Here is a 21253-nt window from a genome sequence, read left to right on the forward strand (position 1 = left end):
TCCTGCCCGATCGTCCAGGGAGCGTGGCGTGGACCCCGTCGACGACATCCTGACCACGATGGGGCTGGCCCATCGGTCCCACCACCGGGTGACGGCGTCCGCGCCGTGGGGGGTGGCGTTCTCCGGGGCCGCGCCGATGCGGCTGGTCGTGGTGGCGCGGGGGCGGTGCGTGCTCAGCGAGGGCGGGGGCGTCGTGGAGCTCGGCGCCGGGGACTGCCTGGTGGTGCGCGGGGGTGCGGAGTTCGTGTTGTCCGACGTGGCCGAGCGGGTTCCGGCGCCCGCGCGGGAGGTGCTGACCGCGCGGGAGGTCGCGGTCGGGGGTGGGGGCGCGGGGTGCGAGGTGCTGGTGGCGGCGTTCTCGTTCGACGCGGTGGCCGCCGAGCCGCTGCTGCCCCGGTTGCCGGACGTGCTGCGGGTGTCGTTGCGGGGCGGGAACCTGCGGCGGGTGCTGGCGACGGTGGAGCTGATGGTGCTGGAGTCGGGGGACGGGTTCGGCTCGGAGCTGGTGCTGGGGAAGTTGGGGGACGTGCTGCTGGTGCAGGTGATGCGGGCCTGGTGCGCGGGGTCGGGGGACGACCGGCCGGGGTGGTTGGCGGCGCTGCACGATCCTCGGCTTTCCCTTGCCACGCGGGCGATGCACGGGGATCTGGCGCACCCGTGGACGGTGGCGTCGCTGGCCGGGCGGGCGGGGATGTCGCGGTCGGCGTTCGCGGCGGCTTTTCGGGAGCGGACCGGGGAGTCGCCGTTGGCGCACTTGACGTACTGGCGGATGCACCGGGCGAAGGCGCTGCTGCGGGAGGGGCGGACGTTGCAGGAGATCGCGGTTCGGGTGGGGTACGAGACGGACACCGCGTTGAGCCGGGCTTTTCGGCGGGCGGAGGGGGTTTCGCCTGGACGGTGGCGGGGGTTGGTGGCGAGGGTTGGGGATTCGGGCGGGGAGGCTTGTCCGGTGGCTTGAGAGGGCGGCGGTGCGCTCGGTGGTGCAGCGGGCACGGGTGGGTGAAACGGCTGGCTGATCGGGTGATCGGCGGGGAGGTCGGGTGGCCGGGTGGGGTGGGCTGCGAGCCTTGGGGAGGAAGGCGCGGTCTCGCCCGGGGGTGAGCGGTGGGGTCGATCGGGGACGTCGCCGAGCGGGTGGCGGTGGTGGTCGGCGAGGTCGAGCGGTGCGCGGCGGAGCTGGTTCGCGCGCGGGAGTTGGCGGAGGAAGCGTTCTCGCTGCTGGCGATCGCCCTGGAGGGGGCGGTGGGGCTGGAGTGGGAGTCGGCGCTGGCGCTGTCGGCGATCGCGGACGTGGTCGACGGGATAGCGGACGAGTTGCTGCCTGCGCTGGCCGGGGTTGTGGCTCGGCTCGAGGCGGTTCGCGCGCGGTTGATCGGGGAGGGCGGGGGTCCGGGGGCGGTCCCGGAGGGCGGGGACGGCCCGCCTGCGGTTCCGGCTGAGGAGGTCGAGCGGCTTCGCGGGGAGCTGCCGCCGCCCGTGGTGCCGGGGACGGGGCAGAAGACGCACGGGCGGTGGATCGGGCCGGACGGGCGGGTTCGGGCGATCGTGAGCGGGCGGGACGAGGACGCTGCGCTGGTTCACGCGCAGTTGGCGGCGAAGGGAATCCCCGACGAGCCCACCCGGAACTCCGACGTGGAGCAGAAGTTGGCCGCGCACATGGTGGCCAACGGGATCCGCCACGTGACCCTGGTGATCAACCACCGGCCGTGCCGGGGTTTCGACGACTCGTGCGACACCCTCGTGCCGATCATCCTCCCCGAGGGCTGCACACTCACCGTGCACGGCCAGACCGACAAGGGGATGCGCGTCCGGGTGCGCTACACGGGAGGAGCACGGCCGTGGTGGAGCTAGAGGCCTGGTACGGCGACGATCAGGACGACGCGGTGCCCGTCCGGACCGCCGCCGAGCTGGACGCCGTGCTGGACGAGGTCGCCGCGATGCGCGGGCGGGTCATCGTGCACCTGAAGGTCGCCCGGCCGCCGAGCCTGGACGTGCGCCGGATGATCCTCAACGTCGGGCTGAACGGTGACGCGGGGCTGGGGTCGCTGTTCTACCGGTCGCCGAGCGGCGCGTGGTACAGCCAGGGCGCGGCGGCCGATCCTTCGGTGAGCGAGCTCCTGTACTACTACATGAACTCCGACACCGAGTACCCGCTCGACTGCGAGATCCCCATCGACGCGGTGCGCCGCGCGGCCCACGAGTACCGGAGCGCGGTGGACACGCGGCCCTCCGCCCCCGGTTGGCAACCTGCCTGAGCGGTCAGCCCCTCCGAAGACCGCACCGCCCCCCGGAAGGAACCCCCTCTGGAGGGCGGGCGGCACGCAGCTCCCGTCCTAGTCAGCGTGCCTGAGCACGCTCTCCACCTCGGCGCGGAACGCCGCCACGCCGTGGTCGCCGGTCGGGGCGCCGTGCGCCTGCAGCAGGTGGAGCAGGGCCGCTCCGCTGGCCGAGCGGCGGGCCTTCGCGCGGAAGCCGAAAGCGGACTCGTAGACCGTCACCGACGTCGCCAGGGCCGCCGCCACCGTCGCCAGGAACGCCAGCGGGGAGCGGTGGTCCGGGGTTGCCACGGCCAGGGCGCCCAAGGCCGCCGCGCCGGTGAACAGGAGGACGGACGCCGTGGTCGTCCAGCGCCTCGCCCTCGTGTACGCCGCCTTCGCCGCCTCCAGGCGGGCCAGGCGTTCGCCCACCCGGTGCCTGAGGTAGGCGCGCAGGAACTGCTCCCGGTGGTCCGCCGCCGACACCGGGCCGGTGACCAGCGGGGTGCGCCTCGGGGGCGGGGTGAGCAGGGCGGGGTTCGGCTGCTTGGCCACGCGGGGCTTCGCCGGTTTGCGCGGGGCGCGGGCGGGCTTCTCGTCGGGGTCCGGGGCGCCCGGCGTCGCGGCGCGGGCGGCGTGCCTGCCCCGGACGCCGTCCACCGGGACCGCCCTGGTCGCGTCGTCCGGTTCGCCCTGCGGCTCGAGCGCCACGCGGGCCGTCGGGTCCGGCACGTCCTCGTCGCGCAGCCTCCCGGTCGGGGCGCCGCGGAGCGGCCTGCCCTTCTTCCTCGCCTGGTCGCCGCCGCCGAGGCGGTCGGTGATGCCGTCGCCGCTCACGCCGCGCCCACCGGCTCGTGGCGGTGCCGCGCGACGGCCGTGACCAGCGCGCGCACCCGCTCCTCCCGCTCCGCCTCGTTCTTCGGCGGGGGCGTGGACAGGTGGTCGAAGTACAGCGCCCGCAGCAGCTCGGCGCGCGAGCGGAACTCGACGTCGTCCGCGCCGCGCGAGACCACGGCCAGCACGGCCGCCGCCGCGCCCGCCACCGCGACGAGCACGCCCGGCCACGGCACGTCCCGCAGCCACACCTGGAGCGCGGCGAACGAGGTGGTCGCGAAACCGGCGAGGATCGCCGCCGAGGCCAGCAGCCTGCCGCGCTCGCGCGCCCGCAGCGACTCCACCTCGCACTCGTGCAGCGCGGGCGCGATGACCTCGTTCGCCTCGTGGATCGCGTCGGCCAGCAGGGGGTAGTCGAGCACGAAGCCGGGGTCGACGACGGGGCGCGCGTCGGGGGCGCGGAAGCGCAACCGGGGCCACAGGGCGAGCGTGGGCACGTCGGCGCGCAGCGGGGTGCCCGCCTTGGAGCCGAGCACGCCGCGCAGCACCGCGAGCACCCGCTCCGGGCCCTCGTCCACGTGCACGACGGCGACCTGGCCCGCTCGGGCGAGCACGCCGATGTCCTCGTCGGCGAGCGCGCCGGACACCAGCTCGTCGGCCAGCCCGCCGGTGCCCGCGAGCAGCAGCAGGGGGCGGTCGTGGCCCAGGTGCTCGACCAGCGCCGCGCGGGCGCCCTCGTCGCCGCCGAGCAGGACCACCAGGGCGGGCCGCTTGCGGGCGACCGCGTCGACCACGCGCAGCAGCGCCGGGACCTCGTCGCCCCAGCGGGAGCCGGGGACCAGGACGGCCGTGTCGTGGCGCTGGTTCAGGGGCAGCTCGCCGGGGCGCGGTTCGGCGTCGTCGGCCGCGACCAGGCGGCCGGGGGCGATGCCCACCAGCCTCGGCCCGGCTCCGTCGAGCGCCTCGGACGCCAGGCCGGTGAGGTGCGCCACGCCCAGGTCGGCGCCGGTGGTGAGGACCACGGCGCCCGCTCGGCGGGCTTCGGACAGGACGGTCCGCAGCACCGGCAGGACGGTGGCGGACAGCTCGGGATCTAGGGGTTCGGGGCTGCCGAGCAGCGCGACGACCGGACGTCCCCGTGGGAGTCCGAGCGCTCGGGCCCTGATGTCGGCGTCCGGGTGGGCCAACCGCCGCACCCTGGGACCGCCAGCCGCAGGAGACATGCCGGGGACCCTAGCGGGGGCGACTGCGAAATTCACCCGTCAGGGGGCAATTTCTCCCCAGGTAGAGTTCCACGGCGATGAGCACGTCCGAACAGGCGCAGGCCGGGGACTCCCCTGCCGAAGTACCGCCGGTGGAACCAGCAGCAGTGCCCGGCATCGACCCGGCGGAGATGGAGATCGCGCTGCGGGTGCTGGCGCAGGTCGACGACCTGCCGCCCGAGCACCCGGACACGATCGCGCTCCGGCGCGCCACCTCCCGCATCTACAAGCAGGTGCGCAAGAACCGGAAGACGGCCCGGCGGCAGGAGGTGCTGGACGCCGACAACTCGGTGATCGCGGCCACCGCCACCGGGTCGCCCACGCGGATCGACGACGAGACCGCGGGCATCCTGCTGCGCGAGCCCGATCCGGGCGAGTCGGCGGGGACCTTCCGCAAGGCCCGGCCGTGCTACATCTGCAAGCAGCGGTACACCCGGGTGGACGCCTTCTACCACCAGCTCTGCCCGAAGTGCGCGGCGCTGAACCGGGCGAAGCGGGACGCCAGGACCGACCTGACGGGGCGGCGGGCGCTGCTCACCGGCGGGCGGGCCAAGATCGGCATGTACATCGCGCTGCGGCTGCTGCGGGACGGCGCGCACACCACGATCACCACGCGGTTCCCGCACGACGCGGTGCGGCGCTTCGCGTCGATGCCCGACAGCGGGGACTGGCTGCACCGGCTGCGCGTGGTCGGGATCGACCTGCGCGACCCGGCGCAGGTGGTGGCGCTGGCCGACTCGGTGGCGGCGGCCGGACCGCTGGACATCCTGATCAACAACGCGGCGCAGACCGTGCGGCGCTCGCCGGGGGCGTACGCGCCGCTGGTCGCGGCCGAGTCCGACCCGCTGCCGTCCGGGCCGCTGCCGGAGCTGGTGAGCTTCGGGCACAGCTCGGCCGCGCACCCGCCCGCGCTGACCGGCGGGCTGCCGGGTGGCGCCGGGGTGGACGTGACGGCGCTGGCGCTGGTGGCCGGGTCGTCGCTGATCGACGCGGGCGGCCTGGTGCCGGACGTCGCGGAGAGCAACAGCTGGGTGCAGACGGTGGGCGAGGTCGACCCCGTCGAGCTGCTGGAGGTGCAGCTGTGCAACAGCACCGCGCCCTTCATCCTGGTGTCGCGGCTGCGCCCGGCCATGGCCGCGTCGCAGGCGCGGCGCAAGTACGTGGTGAACGTGTCGGCCATGGAGGGGGTGTTCGGGCGCGGGTACAAGGGCGCCGGGCACCCGCACACGAACATGGCCAAGGCGGCGCTGAACATGCTGACGCGCACCAGCGCGGCGGACGTGTTCGAGGACGGCATCCTGATGACCTCGGTGGACACCGGGTGGATCACCGACGAGCGTCCGCACTTCACGAAGCTGCGCATGGCCGAGGAGGGTTTCCACGCGCCGCTGGACCTGGTCGACGGGGCCGCTCGGGTGTACGACCCGGTGGTGCGCGGCGAGGCGGGCGAGGACCTGTACGGGTGCTTCCTGAAGGACTACGGCCCCTATTCGTGGTGACGGACCGGTCGGGTCGGCGGGGGCCGGTGGGCAAAACGCCGTGCCCCCTCCACCGATCGGGTCAGCCGGGTGGAGATACTGCGGTGCATGTTCAGCGCCAACGGCAGGTACGTCCACTCACCGGGTGACTTGGTCGACCTGCTGGAGTGCGAGCACCGCTCCCGGCTGACCACCGCGCTGACCAAGGGCGTGCCCGACGCCCCGCAGCCCGCTCCCCCGCAGGACCTGCTCGCGGCGCGGCACGGGCTCGCGCACGAGAAGGCCGTGCTGGAGCGGTTCCTGGCCGCGGGCGAGGTCTTCGAGGTGCCGCAGCCGGCCCCGGTGCACGAGGCGCTGGTGGAGGCCGCCGCGCTGACCTGGGACGCGATCGCGCGCCGGGTCCCGGTGATCTACCAGGGGGTCTTCTACGACGGGGACTTCCACGGGCGGGCCGACTTCCTCGTGCTGACCGAGGACGGGTACGAGCCGCACGACGCGAAGCTCGCCCGGCACCCCACGCCCGCGGCGGTCGTGCAGCTGACCGCGTACTCGGCGGCGCTCGGCGACCAGGCGGGCCCGAAGGCGCACCTGCTGCTCGGGGACAACACCACCAGGACGTTCCGGGTCTCCGACTTCCTGCCGATCGTCGCCGACCTGCGGGCCCGGCTGCGCGCCACCGTCGCCGCGCCGCCCGCGCTCCCGGCGCGGCTGTGGGACGACGAGCGGCCCGCGTGCGCCACCTGCCGGTTCTCCGCGCACTGCGCCGACGGGCGCGAGCGCTCCCGCGACCTGTCGCTGGTGGCGGGCATCCGGACCGACCAGCGGCGCAAGCTCGCCTCCGCCGGGCTGGACACCATCGACGCGCTCGCGAACGCCACCAACACCGAGCGCCCGACGACCATGTCGCAGGGGACGTTCGCCGGGTTGCGCGCGCAGGCCGCGCTGCAGGTCATCCAGGACACCTCGCGCACCCGCGACAACCCCGTCGGCAAGGTCGCCTACGAGGTCGTGGTGCCGGACGCGCTCGCCTCGCTCCCCCAGCCCAGCCCCGGCGATCTGTTCTTCGACATGGAGGGCGACCCGTACGCGCTCGCGGGCGAGGGCCTGGAGTACCTGTTCGGCATGGTCACCCACGAGGAGGTGTTCACCCCGTTCTGGGCGCACACCCGGCCGCAGGAGAAGGCCGCGTTCGAGCGCCTGGTCGACCTGGCGACCTCGCGGCTGGCCGAGCACCCCGACGCGCACGTCTACCACTACGCGCCCTACGAGGTGAGCGCGCTCAAGCGGCTCGCGGCGCTGCACGGCACGCGCGAGGAGGAGGTCGACCACCTGCTGCGGTCGAACGCGCTGGTGGACCTGTACGCGGTGGTGCGCAAGGCGCTGCGGGTGTCGCAGCGGTCGTACTCGATCAAGTACCTGGAACCGCTCTACATGCCCGAGGCCCGCTCGGGGGACGTCAAGAACGCGGTGTCCAGCATCGAGGCGTACGAGGAGTACCTGGTGCTGACGTCGATGGGCGACACCGGGCGCGCGGAGGAGGTGCTGGACGGGATCGCCGAGTACAACACCTACGACTGCGTGTCCACGCTGCGGCTGTACCGGTTCCTCCTCCAGGTGCGGGAGGAGGCCGGGATCGAGCCGCGCACGGCCGAGCAGTCGCTGTACGAGGAGATCGAGGACGAGATCGCCCAGCAGCGGCGGGCCGAGCGGGCGGAGCGGATCGCCGCCGTGGTGGACCCGCTGATCGAGGGCCTGCCGGACAACCCGGCCGACTTCACCGACGACGAGCGGGCGCGGGCGCTGCTGGCGGCGGCGGTCGGGTACCACCGGCGGGAGACGAACCCGGCGTGGTGGGACTTCTTCCGGCAGCTCGCGGCCCCGCTGTCGGAGCTGGAGTCGGACAGCTCGTGCGCGGTCGCGGTGTCGGTGCGGGCGGACGACTGGGTGCAGCCCGCGGGCCGGGTGAAGAAGGCCAAGCGGGAGGTGCGGGTGCGCTGCGACCCGGACCGGCCGCACCCGTTCAGCAAGGGCGAGAAGGTGCGGCTGCTCTACCCCGGCACGCCGGACAGCGAGACCCGCGACGCCGAGGTGCTGTTCGAGTCCGCCGACGAGGTGGTGCTGCTGGAGAGCGCCTCCCCCGACGAGGCGGGCGGCGGGAACCCGGTGGCGGTGCTGCCGGGGTCGCCGGTGCGGCCCGCGCCCAAGGACGAGGCGGTGTACGAGCTGGCGCGGCTGGTGGTCGAGCACCTGCCCGAGCTGCCCGCGCATCCGGGGGTGGACCTGGCGCGGCGGCTCGCGCCCCGGTTGCGGGCGGGCTCGCTGCCGCGGTCGGGGGACGTGATCGCGGACGTGATCGGGGCGGTGGACGCGCTGGCCGGGTCGGTGCTGGCCGTGCAGGGGCCGCCGGGGGCGGGCAAGACGTACCTGGCGGGGCGGTTGATCGCGCACCTGATCGCGGGCGGGCGCAGCGTCGGGGTGACGTCCAACAGCCACAAGGCCGTGGAGAACGTGCTGACCGCCGCCATCAAGGCCGGGCGGGAGCTGGGGGTGCCGATCCCGGCCGCGAAGAACCCCAAGGGGCAGCCGGTGAAGGACTGCCTGTGGGAGCAGACGAAGAACAACCCGGCGCTGCTGCGCTGGCGCGAGGACCAGGGCGGCGGGCACCTGGTCGGCGGCACGGCGTGGACGTTCTCCAACGCGGCCATGCGGGAGCAGCCGTTCGACGTGCTGATCGTGGACGAGGCCGGGCAGTTCGCGCTCGCCGACGCGCTCGCGGTGTCCACGGCCGCCAGGAACCTGGTGCTGCTGGGCGATCCGCAGCAGCTGCCGCAGGTCGTGCAGGGCACGCACCCGGCGGGCGCGGACGCGTCGGCGCTCGGGCACGTCATCGGCGACGCGGACGTGATGCCGCCGGAGCTGGGCTACTTCCTGGCGCAGACGCGGCGGATGCACCCGTCGGTGTGCCTGCCGGTGTCGAACCTGTCGTACGCGGGGCTGCTGCACGCGCACGAGAGCGCGGGCGGGCGGCGGGTGGTCGGGATCGCGCCAGGGCTGTACGTGCGGGAGGTCGACCACCGGCACAACACGACCAAGTCGGACGAGGAGGCGGCGGCGGTCGGCGAGCTGGTCGCGGCGATCGTCGGGCGCGAGTGGGTGGACGGGGATGACAGGCGGCCCCTGGAGTGCTCGGACGTGCTCGTGGTCGCCCCCTACAACCTGCAGGTGCGGCTGGTGAAGCGGGAGCTGGAGCGGCGCGGGTTCGGCGAGGTGCGGGTCGGGACGGTGGACCGGTTCCAGGGGCAGGAGGCGCCGGTGGTGATCAGCACCATGACGTCGTCGTCGGCGGTGGACCTGCCGCGCGGGCTGGACTTCCTGCTCTCGCGCAACCGGGTCAACGTGGCGCTGTCTCGGGCCCAGGCGCTCGCGGTGGTGGTGTGCTCGCCCCGGCTGGTGGAGGCGGACATCCGGGGCGTCGAACAGCTGCGGCTCGTTTCCGGGATGATCGGGCTGCTCGGCGAGGCGCGGAATTGGAACAATTCTCCGGTTGCCGGGGGCGCGGCGGCGGGGTGAACCGCGGGGCTGCGCCGGTGGGTGTTCCCGGCGGTCGGTGAGACTGTTTCCGCAGGTTCCCGAGGCCCTTGACCTGGAACGTCGGCACGGGCACCGGTACGGCCGCGTCCCGCTTTCGCGGGGCGCGGCCCTCTTCGTGACACCGGAAAGACACCCCCTATTTACGGAGGGTGATCAACAATGCGGTGGGGCCGTTCCCGATTCGCCCGGCGGCATCCGGATATCGGAAAGGGCGGAACGCGCTCGGCCGTCGGTTGCAACTTGGTTGCACACCGTTCCCGGTGGTCACGCACCGTGTCTGCCCCTTTTTTCGGGCATGGCAACGTACCAGAGTCGTTTTTCGGCCCGCCCCCACGGGGTCCCCGACCGGTTCACCGGGGCCCGCCAATGCCATTTACGCACCGCCGCGTTACAGGTTCAGGTAACGAATTCCACACGACCGGACAACGGCTGACCCGCGCGTTCGGCCGAGCGGAGCAATCCGGGCCGGTTGTTTCCGGTAACCCGAACCCGAGGTTCCACACGAATGGATCAGCGCCTAATATGAACCGCGCTCCACCCCTACGCGTATAGGGTGATGCGTCTCCGCAAATCCCCATCAGGAGTCTTCATGCAGTTCGCACGAACCGCCGGCAAGTCCATCGGCGTTGCCGCGACCGTCGTTGCCGCCGGTTTGCTCATGGCGCTCCCCGCGTCCGCGCACAACCGCTCCCTGGACGTGAAGTGCGCTCCCACGGGTGAGGCCGTCTTCACCCTCAAGCTGACCCAGTACAGCACCCGGTACGACAACACCCTGAAGGTCACCGAGGGCAGCACCGTCCTCGAGGACACCACCTTCAAGGGCAACTTCGTCAAGGAGTACAAGGTCCCCGGCGACGTGGCGCGGACCTTCAAGGTCGAGCTGGTCGCGGGCGACGACAACAGCAAGAGCACCTACTCCTTCAAGGCCGAGAAGTCGCTCAAGGAGCTGTGCAAGCAGCCCGAGAAGCCCAGCACCACGCCGGAGACCCCCAAGTCCGAGGTGCCCCCGACCGAGGACAGCGTCCCGCCGTCGCCGACCTCCAGCAGCAGCCCGGCGCCGTCGGTCACCGAGTCGGCCCCGGTCCCCTCCTCGCAGGAGGTGCCGTTCCCGAGCGTGACCGAGTCCACCTCGCCCGCGCCGACCACGACCACCTCGGCCGAGGTCGTCCCGGTCACCGAGGACACCGAGGGCCTGGCCAACACCGGCGCCAGCGTCGCCGTGCCGCTGGGCATCGGCGCCGCGCTGCTCGCCGCGGGCGGTGGCGTGCTGTTCTTCATGCGCAAGCGCGGTGCGGCCAACAACGGCTGAGCACGGCTCGCTGACCCACCCCGACGCCTGGGACGGCGTCGGAACGGCTGAAGGGCGGCCACCCCCACGGGGTGTCCGCCCTTCGTCGTGTTCCACCGCCCTGGGGAGGCCCCGGTGCGGGCCTCCCCTGCGGCCGTCGGCCCCCGGCGCGGGGAGCCGGCAGGACCTACGGCAGGACCTGGATCTTGCGGCCCTGGCCGTTCTTGAACATCTCCAGCGCCGACGCGTAGCTCGACAGCGGCTCGCGGTGGCTGATGAAGACCTCGGGGTCGAGCACACCGGTGGCGAACAGGTCGGCCGCGCGCTCGAACGAGTGCAGCACCGCCATCGAGCCGGTGATGGTGATCTCCTGGTTGTAGATGCGGTACGGGTCGATGGTCACCCGCGTCGCGTAGTCGGAGACGCCGAACTGCAGGAACGTGCCGCCCTTGGCGACCCGGCCGAGGCCGTCCTGGATGGCCTTGGCGTTGCCGGTGGCGTCGATGACGACGTCCCAGCCCTGCGGGCGGTCCAGCTCGTCGGCGGACGCCGCGGTGGCGGTGACGCCGAGCTTGTGGGCGGTGGCCAGGCGCTCCGGGTTGAGGTCGACGACCTCGATGCTGGAGGCGCCGGTGAGCTTGCCCAGCTGGAGCATCATCAGGCCCATGGTGCCGGAGCCGTAGATGAGGACCCGGCTGGCCATCTGGGAGCGCAGCACGTCGTAGCCGCGCACCGCGCAGGACAGCGGCTCGATGAGCGCGGCGTCCTCGGTGCGGACGGAGTCGGGCAGCTTCACGCAGTTCGAGACCGGGGCGACCGCGAACTCGGCGGCGCCGCCGGAGCGGGTGACGCCGATGGCGTTCCAGCGCTCGCACAGGTTGTTCTTGCCCAGGCGGCACATGCGGCACTCGAAGCAGTACAGCGACGGGTCGACCGCCACCCGGTCGCCGACCTTGAGCTCGGTGACGTCGGAGCCGACCTCGGCGATGACGCCGGAGAACTCGTGGCCCGGCACGACCGGCAGGGTCGGCGCGAACTCGCCCTGCAGGATGTGCAGGTCGGTGCCGCACAGCCCGCACGCGGCGACGTCCACCACGACCTCGCGGGGGCCCGGTGTGGGGTCGGGGACCTCGGTGACCTCCACCGAGCCGACCCCGGTGATCACGGCTGCTTTCACTTGACCGCTCCCAAAGAAAGGCCCTGGACGAGCTTGTCCTGGGCGGCGAACCCGGCGACGAGCACCGGCAGCGACACCACGACGGCGGCGGCGCAGACCTTGGCCAGGAAGTAGCCCTGGCTGGTGACGAACCCGGTCAGGTACACCGGCGCGGTGCCGGCGACGACGCCGGTCAGCACTCGCGCGAACAGCAGCTCGTTCCAGCTGAAGATGAAGCAGATCAGCGAGGTGGCGGCGATGCCGGGCATGGCGACCGGGGCGACGACGCGGCGGATGGTGACCGCGAGCCCGGCGCCGTCCAGCGCGGCGGCTTCCATGATCTCCTTGGGCACCTCGGCGAGGAAGGAGCGCATCAGCCAGACCGCGATCGGCAGGTTCATCGAGGTGTAGAGGACGACCAGGAACGAGATGTTGTCGAGCATCCCGGTGTACTGCGCGACCAGGTAGATCGGCAGCAGGCCCGCGACGACCGGCAGCATCTTGGTGGTGAGGAAGAAGAACAGCACGTCCGACCACTTCTCGACCTTCTTGATCGAGAGGGCGTACGCGGCAGGGACGGCCAGCAGCAGCACCAGGAGCGTCGACCCCACCGAGGCGCTGAGCGAGTTCATCAGCGGCGGCCACGGGTTGGTGTCGAAGAAGGTGTTGTAGCCGTCCAGCGTCAGCGGGGCGAAGAACGACGGGGTGCTGGTCGCCGCGTCCGTCTCGCTGTGGAACGAGGTGAGCACCATCCAGGCGACGGGCGCCACGAAGATCAGGCCGCAGACCCAGGCGAGCAGGCCCAACATCATCTTCTTCACGAGCGAGCCTCCTCACGCAGCAGCGACGAGACGACGCGCAGCGCGAACGTCGCGATGATGATCGACCCGACCACGACGACCACGCCCGCGGCGGACGCCCGGCCGTAGTCGTGCGCCTGGAAGAAGGTCTGGTAGACCGAGTACGGCAGGTTCGCCGTGCCCAGGCCGCCCGAGGTGATCGTGAACACCGCGTCGAAGTTCTGCACGATGTAGATCGACCCGAGCAGGCCGCCCAGCTCCAGGTACTGCCGCAGGTGCGGCAGGGTCAGGTAGCGGAAGATCTGGAACGAGCTGGCGCCGTCGATGTGCGCGGCCTCGACCGCGTCCGGCGGGCGGGACTGCAGGCCCGCGAGCAGGATCAGCATCATGAACGGGGTCCACTGCCAGATCAGCGCGGCCTCGACCGCGACCAGCGGCATGTCGCTGATCCACTCGACGTGCGGGCCGTCCTCGCCGAACACCATCTTCAGCAGGCCGTTGAACAGGCCGTAGTCCGGGTTGTAGAGCGCGTGCTTCCACAGCAGGGCCGCGGCGACGGGGACGACCAGGAACGGCGCGATGAGCATGGTGCGCACGGCGCCGCGGCCGAAGAACTTGCGGTCCAGCAGGAGCGCGAGTCCCAGTCCGAGGATCAGGCTGACGAGCACGACGGTGACCGTCAGGACGATCGTCGTCCACACCGAGGAGCGCAGGCCCGAGTCGGTGAACACGGCGACGTAGTTGTCCAGGCCCGCGAAGCCCCGGTTCTCGGGGTCGAGTGAGTTCCACTCCATCAGCGAGATGCCCAGCGTGGCGACGAACGGCAGCTGGGTCACCACGATGGTGAAGATGAGGGCGGGGAGGAGCGGCGCGCGTCGTGCCCAGCGCGCCGCCCCCTTCACGACACCCTCCCGGTGGGGACGGGGTTCGTCATGGTCACTTGCCCCGGTTCTTCTCGGCCACGGTCTCGGCCAGGGCCTGGCTCTCGGTCAGGGCCTGCTCGACGGTGGTGGAGCCGGCGATCGCGGCGCTGATCTTCTGGGAGACCTGGGTGCCCAGGTCGGTGAACTCCGGGATGCCGACGAACTGGATGCCGGGGGCCGGGCGGGGCTGCACGCCGGGGTCGGTCGGCTTGGTGCCGGAGATGGCGGCCTCGACCTGCTTGGCGAACGTGCCGCTGGCCTCGAGGTACTCGGGGCGCGCGTAGGTGGAGGAGCGCTTGCCGTCCGGGACGCGCGACCAGCCGAGGGACTTGCCCGCCAGCTCCTCGTAGCCCTTGCCGGAGGCCCAGGAGATGAACTTCCAGGCGTTGTCGGCCTTCTTGCTGGCCTTCTGGATGCCGAACGCCCAGGTGTAGAGCCAGCCCGAGCTGTCGGTCTTGACCACGGGGGCCTGGGCGAAGCCGAGCTTGCCCTTCACCGGCGAGTCGGCGCCCTCGAGGAGGCCGGCGGCGGAGGTCGCGTCGTACCACATGGCGACCTTGCCCTGGGTCATGTTGTTCAGGCACTCGGCGAAGCCGGCCTGCGGGGCGCCGTTCTCACCGTGGTCGCGGACCAGGTTGACGTAGAAGTCGGTGGCCTCCTTGAACTCCGGGGAGTTCACCTGGGCCTGCCAGTCCTTCGTGAACCAGGTGCCGCCGAAGGTGTTGACGACCGTGGTGAGCGGCGCCATCAGCTGGCCCCAGCCGGGCTGGCCGCGCAGGCAGATGCCCTTCATGCCGGGCTCGGCGCCGTCGACCTGGGCGGCGATGTCGGCGACCTGCTGCCAGGTGGGCTTCTCCGGCATGGTGATGCCCTTGGCGTCCATGATGTCCTTGCGGTACATCAGGAACGAGGACTCGCCGTAGAACGGCTGGGCGTAGACCTTGCCGTCGGCGGCGGTCAGGGACTGGCGCACCGACTCCAGGACGTCGTCCTGGGCGAAGCCGGAGTCCTTGGCGACGTACTCGTCGAGCGGGGTCAGCCAGTTGTTCTTGGCGTAGATCGGCGTCTCGTAGTTGGAGATCGTGGCGACGTCGTACTGCCCGGCCTGGCTGGAGAAGTCCTGGCTGATCTTGTCGCGGACGTCGTTCTCGGGCAGGACGGTGAAGTTCACCGTGATGCCCGTGTCCTTGGTGAAGTTGTCCGCGGTGAGCTTCTGGAGGTCTTCCATCTGCGGGTTGTTGACCATGAGAACGTTGATCGAGTTCTCGTTCCCGCCACCGCCGCCGCCCGCGCCTGCACAGGCAGCGGTGGCCATGAGCACGGCTGCGGCGAGTCCGCCGTATCGGAGTGACTTCATCGTCTCTTGCCTTCCTGAGGGCGTGCTGAACCGGGGCCCCCTTCGGGCGGGGCCGGGTTCGGTGGCGGTTTTGTGTTTCGGCTAGGCCCTGACGACCTTGGGGCCCAGCAGGGCGTACCGGTGCGCCTCACCCGAGGGGAGCACCGAGTCGGTCACGATCGCCTCCAGGTCGGCCACTGCGCCGAACCTGTGGAAGCTCGCCACGCCGAACTTCGTGTGGACACCGACGAAGATGCGGCGGCGGGCGGCTGCCAGCGCTTGCGACTTCACCGCCCCGACCGCGGGGTCGGGGGTGGTGAGCCCGTGCTCGCGGGAGATGCCGTTGGCCCCGATGTAGGCGAGGTCGATGACCATCTCCGAGAGCATCCTGGTCGCCCAGTGGTCCACCGTGGCCATGGTGCGGCCACGTACCCGGCCGCCCAGGAGCAGCACGGTGATGGTGGGCGACTCCGAGAGCGCCGCCGCCGTGGGCAGCGACGCCGTGATGACCGTGAGGGGCCTGCCGGTCGGCAGCGCCTCCGCGACGAGCTGGGGGGTGTAGCCCTCGTCGACGAACACGGTCTCCGCGTCCCCCAGCCGCTCGGCGGCGAGCTGGGCGATGCGGCGCTTCTCCGGGACCATCGAGGCGGAGCGGAACTTCAGGCCCGTCTCGTAGCCCGCGCTCTCGACCGGGAAGGCGCCGCCGTGGGTCCGGCGGACCAGCCCGTGCTCGTCGAGCAGGCGCAGGTCCCGGCGCACGGTCTCCTGCGCGACCTCCAGCTCGGCCGCGATCTCCGCGACGTCGACCCGGCCGTCGGCGCGGGCGCGAGCCAGGATGCGCCTCTTGCGCTCGTCAGCGCGCACTGGACACCTCCCCCGTTGGATTGCCCACTCGGACCATGCAGCTGCCCGTTCGGGCCGCCCTAAAGGTGTAACACCCTCCGTAGGGGGTGGCCACCGTCACAGGGAAGTGAAGTTCGCCCGAGTTGGGTCCGGTTGTCGTACCCGAACGCACAGAAAATCGATTAACCCTGCCCGTTCGGTGGGGTAATAGTGCCCGACCGTGGCCCGTTCGGGAACACCCACCCGTTCGGGCGGTGGACATGGGCGTTGGTCGCACTCCGAGCGGGCCGGAGGTCCCGGCCCCGGCGCAGGACAGCTGCCCGCTCGGTCACGGATTGGTCTCGGAGGGTGGACCGAGGGTGGGAACGGGGGTGCGTCGGGGGTGGGGGCGGGCGGTTTGGTCGGGCATCGGGCAGGTGGGATTGGGCCTCGCGGGCGGGGAGGCGGGCAGGGCGGGGTGGAGATCGGGCAGGGCGGGGGGTGAATGTGCCCGAATCGGTTCAGAAGGAATTCCGGGTTTGCGGGGGTGGTGCAGATGGGTAAGAGAGGTGGCTGGGCCGGGTTTTGGTCACGCAGGGTGGCGCTCGGCGGGTGGGTGGGGCGTCAGTGGTCCAGACGTTCGGGGGGCCGGACGCTCGCGGGCGGGCGCTCGTAATCGGGCGCTCGCGGTCCGGGGACCCGCACAGTCCGCAGACCGCCGTCCGAGCGCTCGCGGACCGGGCGGGCCCGTCGCACCCGCCGCGCCCGCGCTCACGCGGTCGTGCGGCAGGCGCGGGCCGGGTGCGGGAGGCGTTTGCGCTCCGCGGCCAGCTCGATGGCGTCCAGCACGACCCGCCAGGCGGGGGCGACCCGGTCGACCAGGCCGGTCCGCAGGGCGGCGGCGGCGTCGAGCGCCCGGCCGTGCAGGACCCGGCCGCCGGTCAGGCCGACGACCACCGCCTCCTGCGCCAGCACCCGCGACCCGCAGGCCGACGCCAGCTCCCACCCGCTGCCGCCCGCGTGGCCGTCGACGGCGGCGATCAGCGGGATGCCGGACGCGGCCAGCGAGGCGCACACCCGGACCAGCAGCGCGCGCTGCGCGGCGACCTGGCAGCGCGGGGCCAGCGCCACCTCGCGCGGTCCGGAGGCGGGCAGGAAGCAGCCGTGCAGCACGCCCGCCCCGCGCGAGGCCACCACCGGCAGCACTTCCAGGAGCGGGCCCAGCTCGCACTCCAGCGGCCGGTCGGCGCGGACGACCGCGACCTCGTCGAGCACGTGGAGGGTGAGCACCATGAGACGCCGATCCTGGCCGAGGACGACCCGAGTTGTCATGTTCGTCCCCCCGATCGTGTGAGGTCGGGGTAGAAAAGCCGGGTGAAGAAGTGCGTGCTCACCGCGTTGGCACTGCTGCTGACCGTCGGCTGCGCCTCACGGGTCGACGGCAGCGCCGTCTCCGCGACGCCCGCGTCGACGGTCGAGACCAGCGCGGGCGGCCAGCCGCCCGCGTCCTCGACCGGGCGGATGCCGCTGGAGATGGTCAAGTGGGTGGACCGCTTCTGCGGGGTCGCCAAGTACCTGATCGCCTCGGGCAGCGTCGGGACCACCGAGGCCCCCTCAGGGACGCCCGCCGAGATGAAGGCGAGCATCAGCGGGTCGCTGGGCAGGCTGGCCGGCGTGCTGGAGGTCGCCGTGCACGACTACAAGCAGCTGCTGCCCGCGCCGAACGCCGGGACGCAGCAGGCCGTGGAGGTCGTGCTCGAACCGCTCGAGGAGGCCAAGGACAAGATCGTCGGGGCGAAGAAGCGGCTGGACGAGGCGCCCGAGCTGACCGGCGAGCTGATGACCGACGTGCTCGGGACGATGTCCGGGGCGATGTCGACCATGGTCCAGGCCATCGAGAAGGTCAACCTGACCTCGCTGCCCGACGACTACCGGGAAGCCGCCGCCCAGGCCGAGAACTGCAAGTAGCGCGTGAGCCCTCACCAGGGTTTTCCGCAAAACTGCGGTCCACTCACCCTTGTGGGAGGAAAGTGGGGGCGCGGCCCCCATGTGGGGGACCACGGCCGTGTGCGACGTTGACCCCGTGCCACCCTCAGTCACCCGCCGCGCCCCCACCACCGCCTGGTGGGCCGCGGGCGTGCGGACCGTCCACCGGGAGCAGCAGGTCTCGCACGGCAGACCCGCGTGGGCCGCGTTCACCGAGCGGGCCTGCGCGCACGTGCCGCCCGGCCGCTTCCCCGGTGGCACCTGGGAGGAGGGGTTCGCGTTCGCGCTGCGCCCCCTGGTGCGCGCCGCGACCGCGCGGGACCGGCGGTTCCGCGACGACTTCGCCCGCGACCTCGGCCTGCGCCTGGCCCGCACCGCCGCCCGCACCCTCGTGGTGGAGCTGCACCGGTGGCGGCTCGACGGGCGGCTGCGCGGGCTGACCTCGCGGGACCGGTTCGCCTCGTTCGTGGAGGACCTCAGGCCCGCCAGGCTGTTCGCCGAGTACCCGGTGCTCGCCAGGCTGCTCGGCCAGACCTGCCTGCAGGCCGTCCGCGCCCACCGCGAGGTGCTCGACCACCTGGCCGACGACCGGGTCGCGCTCGTCGCGGCCCTCATGGGCGGTCGCGACCCCGGACCGCTCGTCGGCGTGTCCACCAGCGGCGACCGGCACGGCGGCGGGCGCGCGGTGGCGGTGCTGACGTTCGCCGACGGGCGCAAGGTCGTGCACCGGCCCCGGCCCGTGGAGCAGCACGCGCTGTTCGCCGACCTGCTCGACTGGTACGGCGGGCGCACCGGCCTGGACCTGCGCGTCCCGCCCGTGCTGGTGCGGCCCGGCTACGGCTGGGTCGCCTTCACCGAGGGCGCGCCGTGCGCCGACGTGACCGACCTCGACCGGTTCTACCACCGGCTCGGCGGGCTGCTCGCGCTGCTGCACGCCGTCGACGCCACCGACGCGCACTACGAGAACCTGATCGCGTGCGGGGACCAGCCGGTGCTCGTGGACGTGGAGACGCTGTTCCAGCCGACCACCGGCGTGCCCGCCGACCCGGCCGCGCGGGCGCTGGCCCGGTCGGTGCAGCGCACGGCGGTGCTGCCGAGCGTGCTGCTCGGCGAGCACGGGGCGCAGGACGTCGGCGGGGTCGGCGGGGACGCGGGCGACCACCCCGGCGACGGGGTGCGGTGGGTGGACGCGGGGACCGACCGGATGCGGCTGGAGCGCGGACCGGTGCCGGTGGTGGTGGCGGGGAACCGGCCGGTGCTGGACGGGCGGCCCGCCGAGCCCGCCGAGCACACCGGGGCGCTGCTGGCCGGGTTCCGGCTGGGGTACGACGCGCTGTGCTCGTGGCGGGAGGAGCTGCTGGAGCGGGTGCGGGGGTTCGCGGGGGCTCCGGTGCGGTACGTGCCGAGGTCCACGCGGGTGTACGCGGAGCTGCTGGACGAGTCGACCCACCCGGACGCGCTGCGCCGGGCGCCCGAGCGCGACCTGGCGCTGGAGCTGCTGCGGGAGGAGTCCGGGGACGACCGGGCGCTGCGGGCGCTCGTGCCGCACGAGGTGGCGGACCTGTGGGCGGGCGACGTGCCGCTGTTCACCACCCGGCCGGAGTCGGTGGACGTGTGGACGTCGGTGGGCGAGCGGTTGCCGGGGGTGCTGGACGAGCCGGTGCTGGCGGCGGTGGAGCGGAAGATCGCCGGGCTGGACGAGGTGGACCGGCACGACCAGGAGTGGGTGATCGCGGCGGCGCTGGCCTGCCGACCCGCGGAGGTGGCGCACCGGACGGGCGGGGCGCTGCGGTCCTCGGTGGGGAGCGCGGTGCCGGACCCCCGGCGGCTGCTGGTGGCGGCGTGCGGGGTGGCGGACGAGGTGCTGGCGCGGAGCCTGGTCGAGGGCTGCGGTTCCGGCTCGGGCGGCGTCGGCGGTTTCGGCGGGGGCCGGGTCAACTGGATCGGGTTGGAGCTGGTCGAGGACCGGCACTGGGCGGTCGCGCCGATGGGCGCGGGGCTGTCGAACGGGTACACCGGGGTGGCGCTGTTCCTGGCGCAGGTCGGGGCGCTGACCGGGGCGTCCCGGTACACCGGGCCCGCGCGGGAGGCGCTCGCGCCGGTGCCGGGGCTGCTCGCCCGGTTCGAGGCGGACCCGGAGCTGGCGCTGGCGGTCGGGGTCGGCGGGTTCCACGGGATGGGCGGGATCTGCTACGCCCTGGCGCGCGTCGGCAGGCTGCTCGGGGACGACCCGGAGATCGCGGGGTGGCTCGCCTCGGCGGTCCGGGTGCTGGGGATCGCGGCCGGGATCGAGCCGTGGGAGGTCGAGCGCGGGAACCGGGGGCCTGCTCGGGGCGGTCGGGTCCAGGGCGGTCCGGGGCGGGGGTCCTGGGGGTCGGCGGTCGCCGGCGGCGGGGTCGTCGGCGGCGGGGTCGCCGGGGTGGTCGAGGGGTGGGCCGGTGGGGTGGCGGCGCTGGTCGCGGTCGCCGAGGCGGCCGGTGGCGCGGTGGGCGCGGAGGCGTTGCGGGTGGCGCGGGTGCTGGCCGAGCGGTTGCTGGCGGCCGACGTGCGCGGGGACGGGTTCGCGCGGGGGCGGGCCGGGGTCGGCTGGGCGCTGCTGCGGTACGCGCGCGCGGCCGGGGACGAGCGGTGCGCCGTCGCGGGGCGGGCGCTGCTGCGGGCGGACCGGGCGCTGCGGCAGCGGCTGGTGGACGTGCGCGAGGCCGACCACAGCTGGTGCTCGGGGCTGTCCGGGGCGCTGCTCGCGCACACCGGGCAGGTCGGGCAGGCGGCGGACGCGCACACGCTGCACGTCGACCGGTGCCTGAACGCGCTGGCGGTGCACGAGCCGCTGCGCGACCTGAGCCTGTGCCACGGCGAGCTGGGCGTGGTGGAGGCGGTGGCGGTGCTGGCCGAGCGGGGCCACGACCGCGCGGAGGCCACCCGCTCCCGGCGGGCCGGGGTGCTGCTCGGCGCGCTGGAGCAGGGCGGGGCGCGGTGCGGGACGCCGGGCGGGGTGCCGTCGGCCGGGTTGCTGACCGGGTTGGCGGGGATCGGGTACGGGTTGCTGCGACTGGGCTTCCCGACGAGCGTGCCGTCCGCGCTGCTGCTGGAGAACCGATGACGGACGGGTGTCCCGGCGGGGTGCCGGGGTGGACCAGGACTGAGGAGAACCGATGAACGAGGCCAGGGCTGGGGTCAGTGCCGCAGGCGGCGCCGGGAGCGCGGCCGGGGCTCGGGGCGGGTCGGTGGACGGGGACCCGGCGGGGCGGATGCTGGTGCGGCGGCGCGCGGGGGCGGGTGCGCGGGCGCGGGCGCTGGCGGGGTTGTCGCTGGCCGTGGGCGGCGCGGCGGTGGTCGCGGCGGGGCTGATGGACACGACGGTGAGCGCGCCGGGGATGCAGTAGCCCTGGTCCGGTCGTCGGCGCTTCTTCGCAGGCCGTTCCCGGTTCGCGCTTGCCGCTTTCGCCGCGCGTTTTCTGGGGGGAACGCCCGGCGAGCGCTTGGGGGAAGGCCCTTGCCCCACCAGACCGCCCCGCCTCC

17 protein-coding genes are annotated in these 21253 nt (G+C 73.3%); 9 read left to right on the forward strand and 8 right to left on the reverse strand.

Translation table 11 applies throughout. The features are described from left to right. Positions 1–28: 28 nt before the first annotated feature. The 3 genes from AMIR_RS26265 (at position 29) to AMIR_RS26275 (ending at position 2255) form a co-directional block, all read left to right on the forward strand. Positions 29–958 (forward strand): AraC family transcriptional regulator, encoded by a 930-nt coding sequence (locus AMIR_RS26265; RefSeq protein WP_015804004.1) that lies wholly within the window; start codon positions 29–31, stop codon positions 956–958. Between the two features lie 146 nt (positions 959–1104). Continuing rightward, entirely contained in the window at positions 1105–1851 is a 747-nt protein-coding gene (locus AMIR_RS26270) for a DddA-like double-stranded DNA deaminase toxin (protein ID WP_015804005.1), read from the forward strand. After that, entirely contained in the window at positions 1839–2255 is a 417-nt protein-coding gene (locus tag AMIR_RS26275; RefSeq protein WP_041837036.1) for an Imm1 family immunity protein, read from the forward strand. Before AMIR_RS26270 ends, AMIR_RS26275 begins: the two co-directional genes overlap by 13 nt. Positions 2256–2333: 78 nt before the next feature. Here AMIR_RS26275 and AMIR_RS26280 read toward each other — a convergent pair whose 3' ends face one another. Continuing rightward, complete coding sequence (locus AMIR_RS26280; RefSeq protein ID WP_015804007.1) at positions 2334–3092, reverse strand: hypothetical protein; 759 nt, start codon at positions 3090–3092, stop codon at positions 2334–2336. Continuing rightward, positions 3089–4312, reverse strand: coding sequence for a hypothetical protein (locus AMIR_RS26285; RefSeq protein ID WP_041837037.1), 1224 nt, complete (start codon positions 4310–4312; stop codon positions 3089–3091). Before AMIR_RS26285 ends, AMIR_RS26280 begins: the two co-directional genes overlap by 4 nt. 170 nt (positions 4313–4482) lie before the next feature. Between AMIR_RS26285 and AMIR_RS26290 the strand changes: the two genes are divergently transcribed. The 3 genes from AMIR_RS26290 (at position 4483) to AMIR_RS36245 (ending at position 10729) form a co-directional block, all read left to right on the forward strand. Beyond that, positions 4483–5850, forward strand: a complete 1368-nt coding sequence (locus AMIR_RS26290) for an SDR family NAD(P)-dependent oxidoreductase (protein WP_049797188.1) — start codon at positions 4483–4485, stop codon at positions 5848–5850. 87 nt (positions 5851–5937) lie between these two features. After that, entirely contained in the window at positions 5938–9399 is a 3462-nt protein-coding gene (locus AMIR_RS26295) for a TM0106 family RecB-like putative nuclease (protein ID WP_015804010.1), read from the forward strand. A gap of 610 nt (positions 9400–10009) precedes the next feature. Continuing rightward, positions 10010–10729, forward strand: coding sequence for an LPXTG cell wall anchor domain-containing protein (locus AMIR_RS36245; protein WP_015804011.1), 720 nt, complete (start codon positions 10010–10012; stop codon positions 10727–10729). 166 nt (positions 10730–10895) lie between these two features. Here AMIR_RS36245 and AMIR_RS26305 read toward each other — a convergent pair whose 3' ends face one another. From AMIR_RS26305 to AMIR_RS26330, 6 genes are all read right to left on the reverse strand, one after another. Beyond that, positions 10896–11885: a zinc-dependent alcohol dehydrogenase family protein gene (locus AMIR_RS26305; protein WP_015804012.1), complete on the reverse strand. Its 990-nt coding sequence runs from the start codon at positions 11883–11885 to the stop codon at positions 10896–10898. Continuing rightward, the gene (locus tag AMIR_RS26310) at positions 11882–12676 is read right to left on the reverse strand and encodes a carbohydrate ABC transporter permease (protein ID WP_084799269.1); all 795 of its coding nucleotides are present in this window, start codon (positions 12674–12676) and stop codon (positions 11882–11884) included. The genes AMIR_RS26305 and AMIR_RS26310 overlap by 4 nt, the downstream gene beginning before the upstream one ends. Before the next feature lie 5 nt (positions 12677–12681). Then, positions 12682–13566 (reverse strand): carbohydrate ABC transporter permease, encoded by an 885-nt coding sequence (locus AMIR_RS26315; protein ID WP_015804014.1) that lies wholly within the window; start codon positions 13564–13566, stop codon positions 12682–12684. Positions 13567–13600: 34 nt separating this feature from the next. After that, entirely contained in the window at positions 13601–14944 is a 1344-nt protein-coding gene (locus AMIR_RS26320) for an ABC transporter substrate-binding protein (protein ID WP_015804015.1), read from the reverse strand. An 81-nt stretch (positions 14945–15025) separates the two neighbouring features. After that, a complete protein-coding gene (locus AMIR_RS26325) occupies positions 15026–15787 on the reverse strand; it encodes a DeoR/GlpR family DNA-binding transcription regulator (RefSeq protein WP_015804016.1) in 762 nt (253 codons plus the stop codon). A 729-nt stretch (positions 15788–16516) separates the two neighbouring features. Beyond that, the gene (locus AMIR_RS26330) at positions 16517–17038 is read right to left on the reverse strand and encodes a Clp protease/crotonase-like domain-containing protein (RefSeq protein WP_015804017.1); all 522 of its coding nucleotides are present in this window, start codon (positions 17036–17038) and stop codon (positions 16517–16519) included. Positions 17039–17119: 81 nt separating this feature from the next. Between AMIR_RS26330 and AMIR_RS26335 the strand changes: the two genes are divergently transcribed. From AMIR_RS26335 to AMIR_RS26345, 3 genes are all read left to right on the forward strand, one after another. Continuing rightward, positions 17120–17713, forward strand: a complete 594-nt coding sequence (locus tag AMIR_RS26335; RefSeq protein ID WP_015804018.1) for a hypothetical protein — start codon at positions 17120–17122, stop codon at positions 17711–17713. Positions 17714–17828: 115 nt separating this feature from the next. Further along, positions 17829–20834 (forward strand): type 2 lanthipeptide synthetase LanM family protein, encoded by a 3006-nt coding sequence (locus AMIR_RS26340; RefSeq protein ID WP_245554549.1) that lies wholly within the window; start codon positions 17829–17831, stop codon positions 20832–20834. 52 nt (positions 20835–20886) lie between these two features. Next, positions 20887–21117, forward strand: a complete 231-nt coding sequence (locus tag AMIR_RS26345) for a hypothetical protein (protein WP_015804020.1) — start codon at positions 20887–20889, stop codon at positions 21115–21117. The last annotated feature ends 136 nt before the right edge of the window (positions 21118–21253 follow it).

This window comes from Actinosynnema mirum DSM 43827, from assembly GCF_000023245.1.
Classification (GTDB): domain Bacteria; phylum Actinomycetota; class Actinomycetes; order Mycobacteriales; family Pseudonocardiaceae; genus Actinosynnema; species Actinosynnema mirum.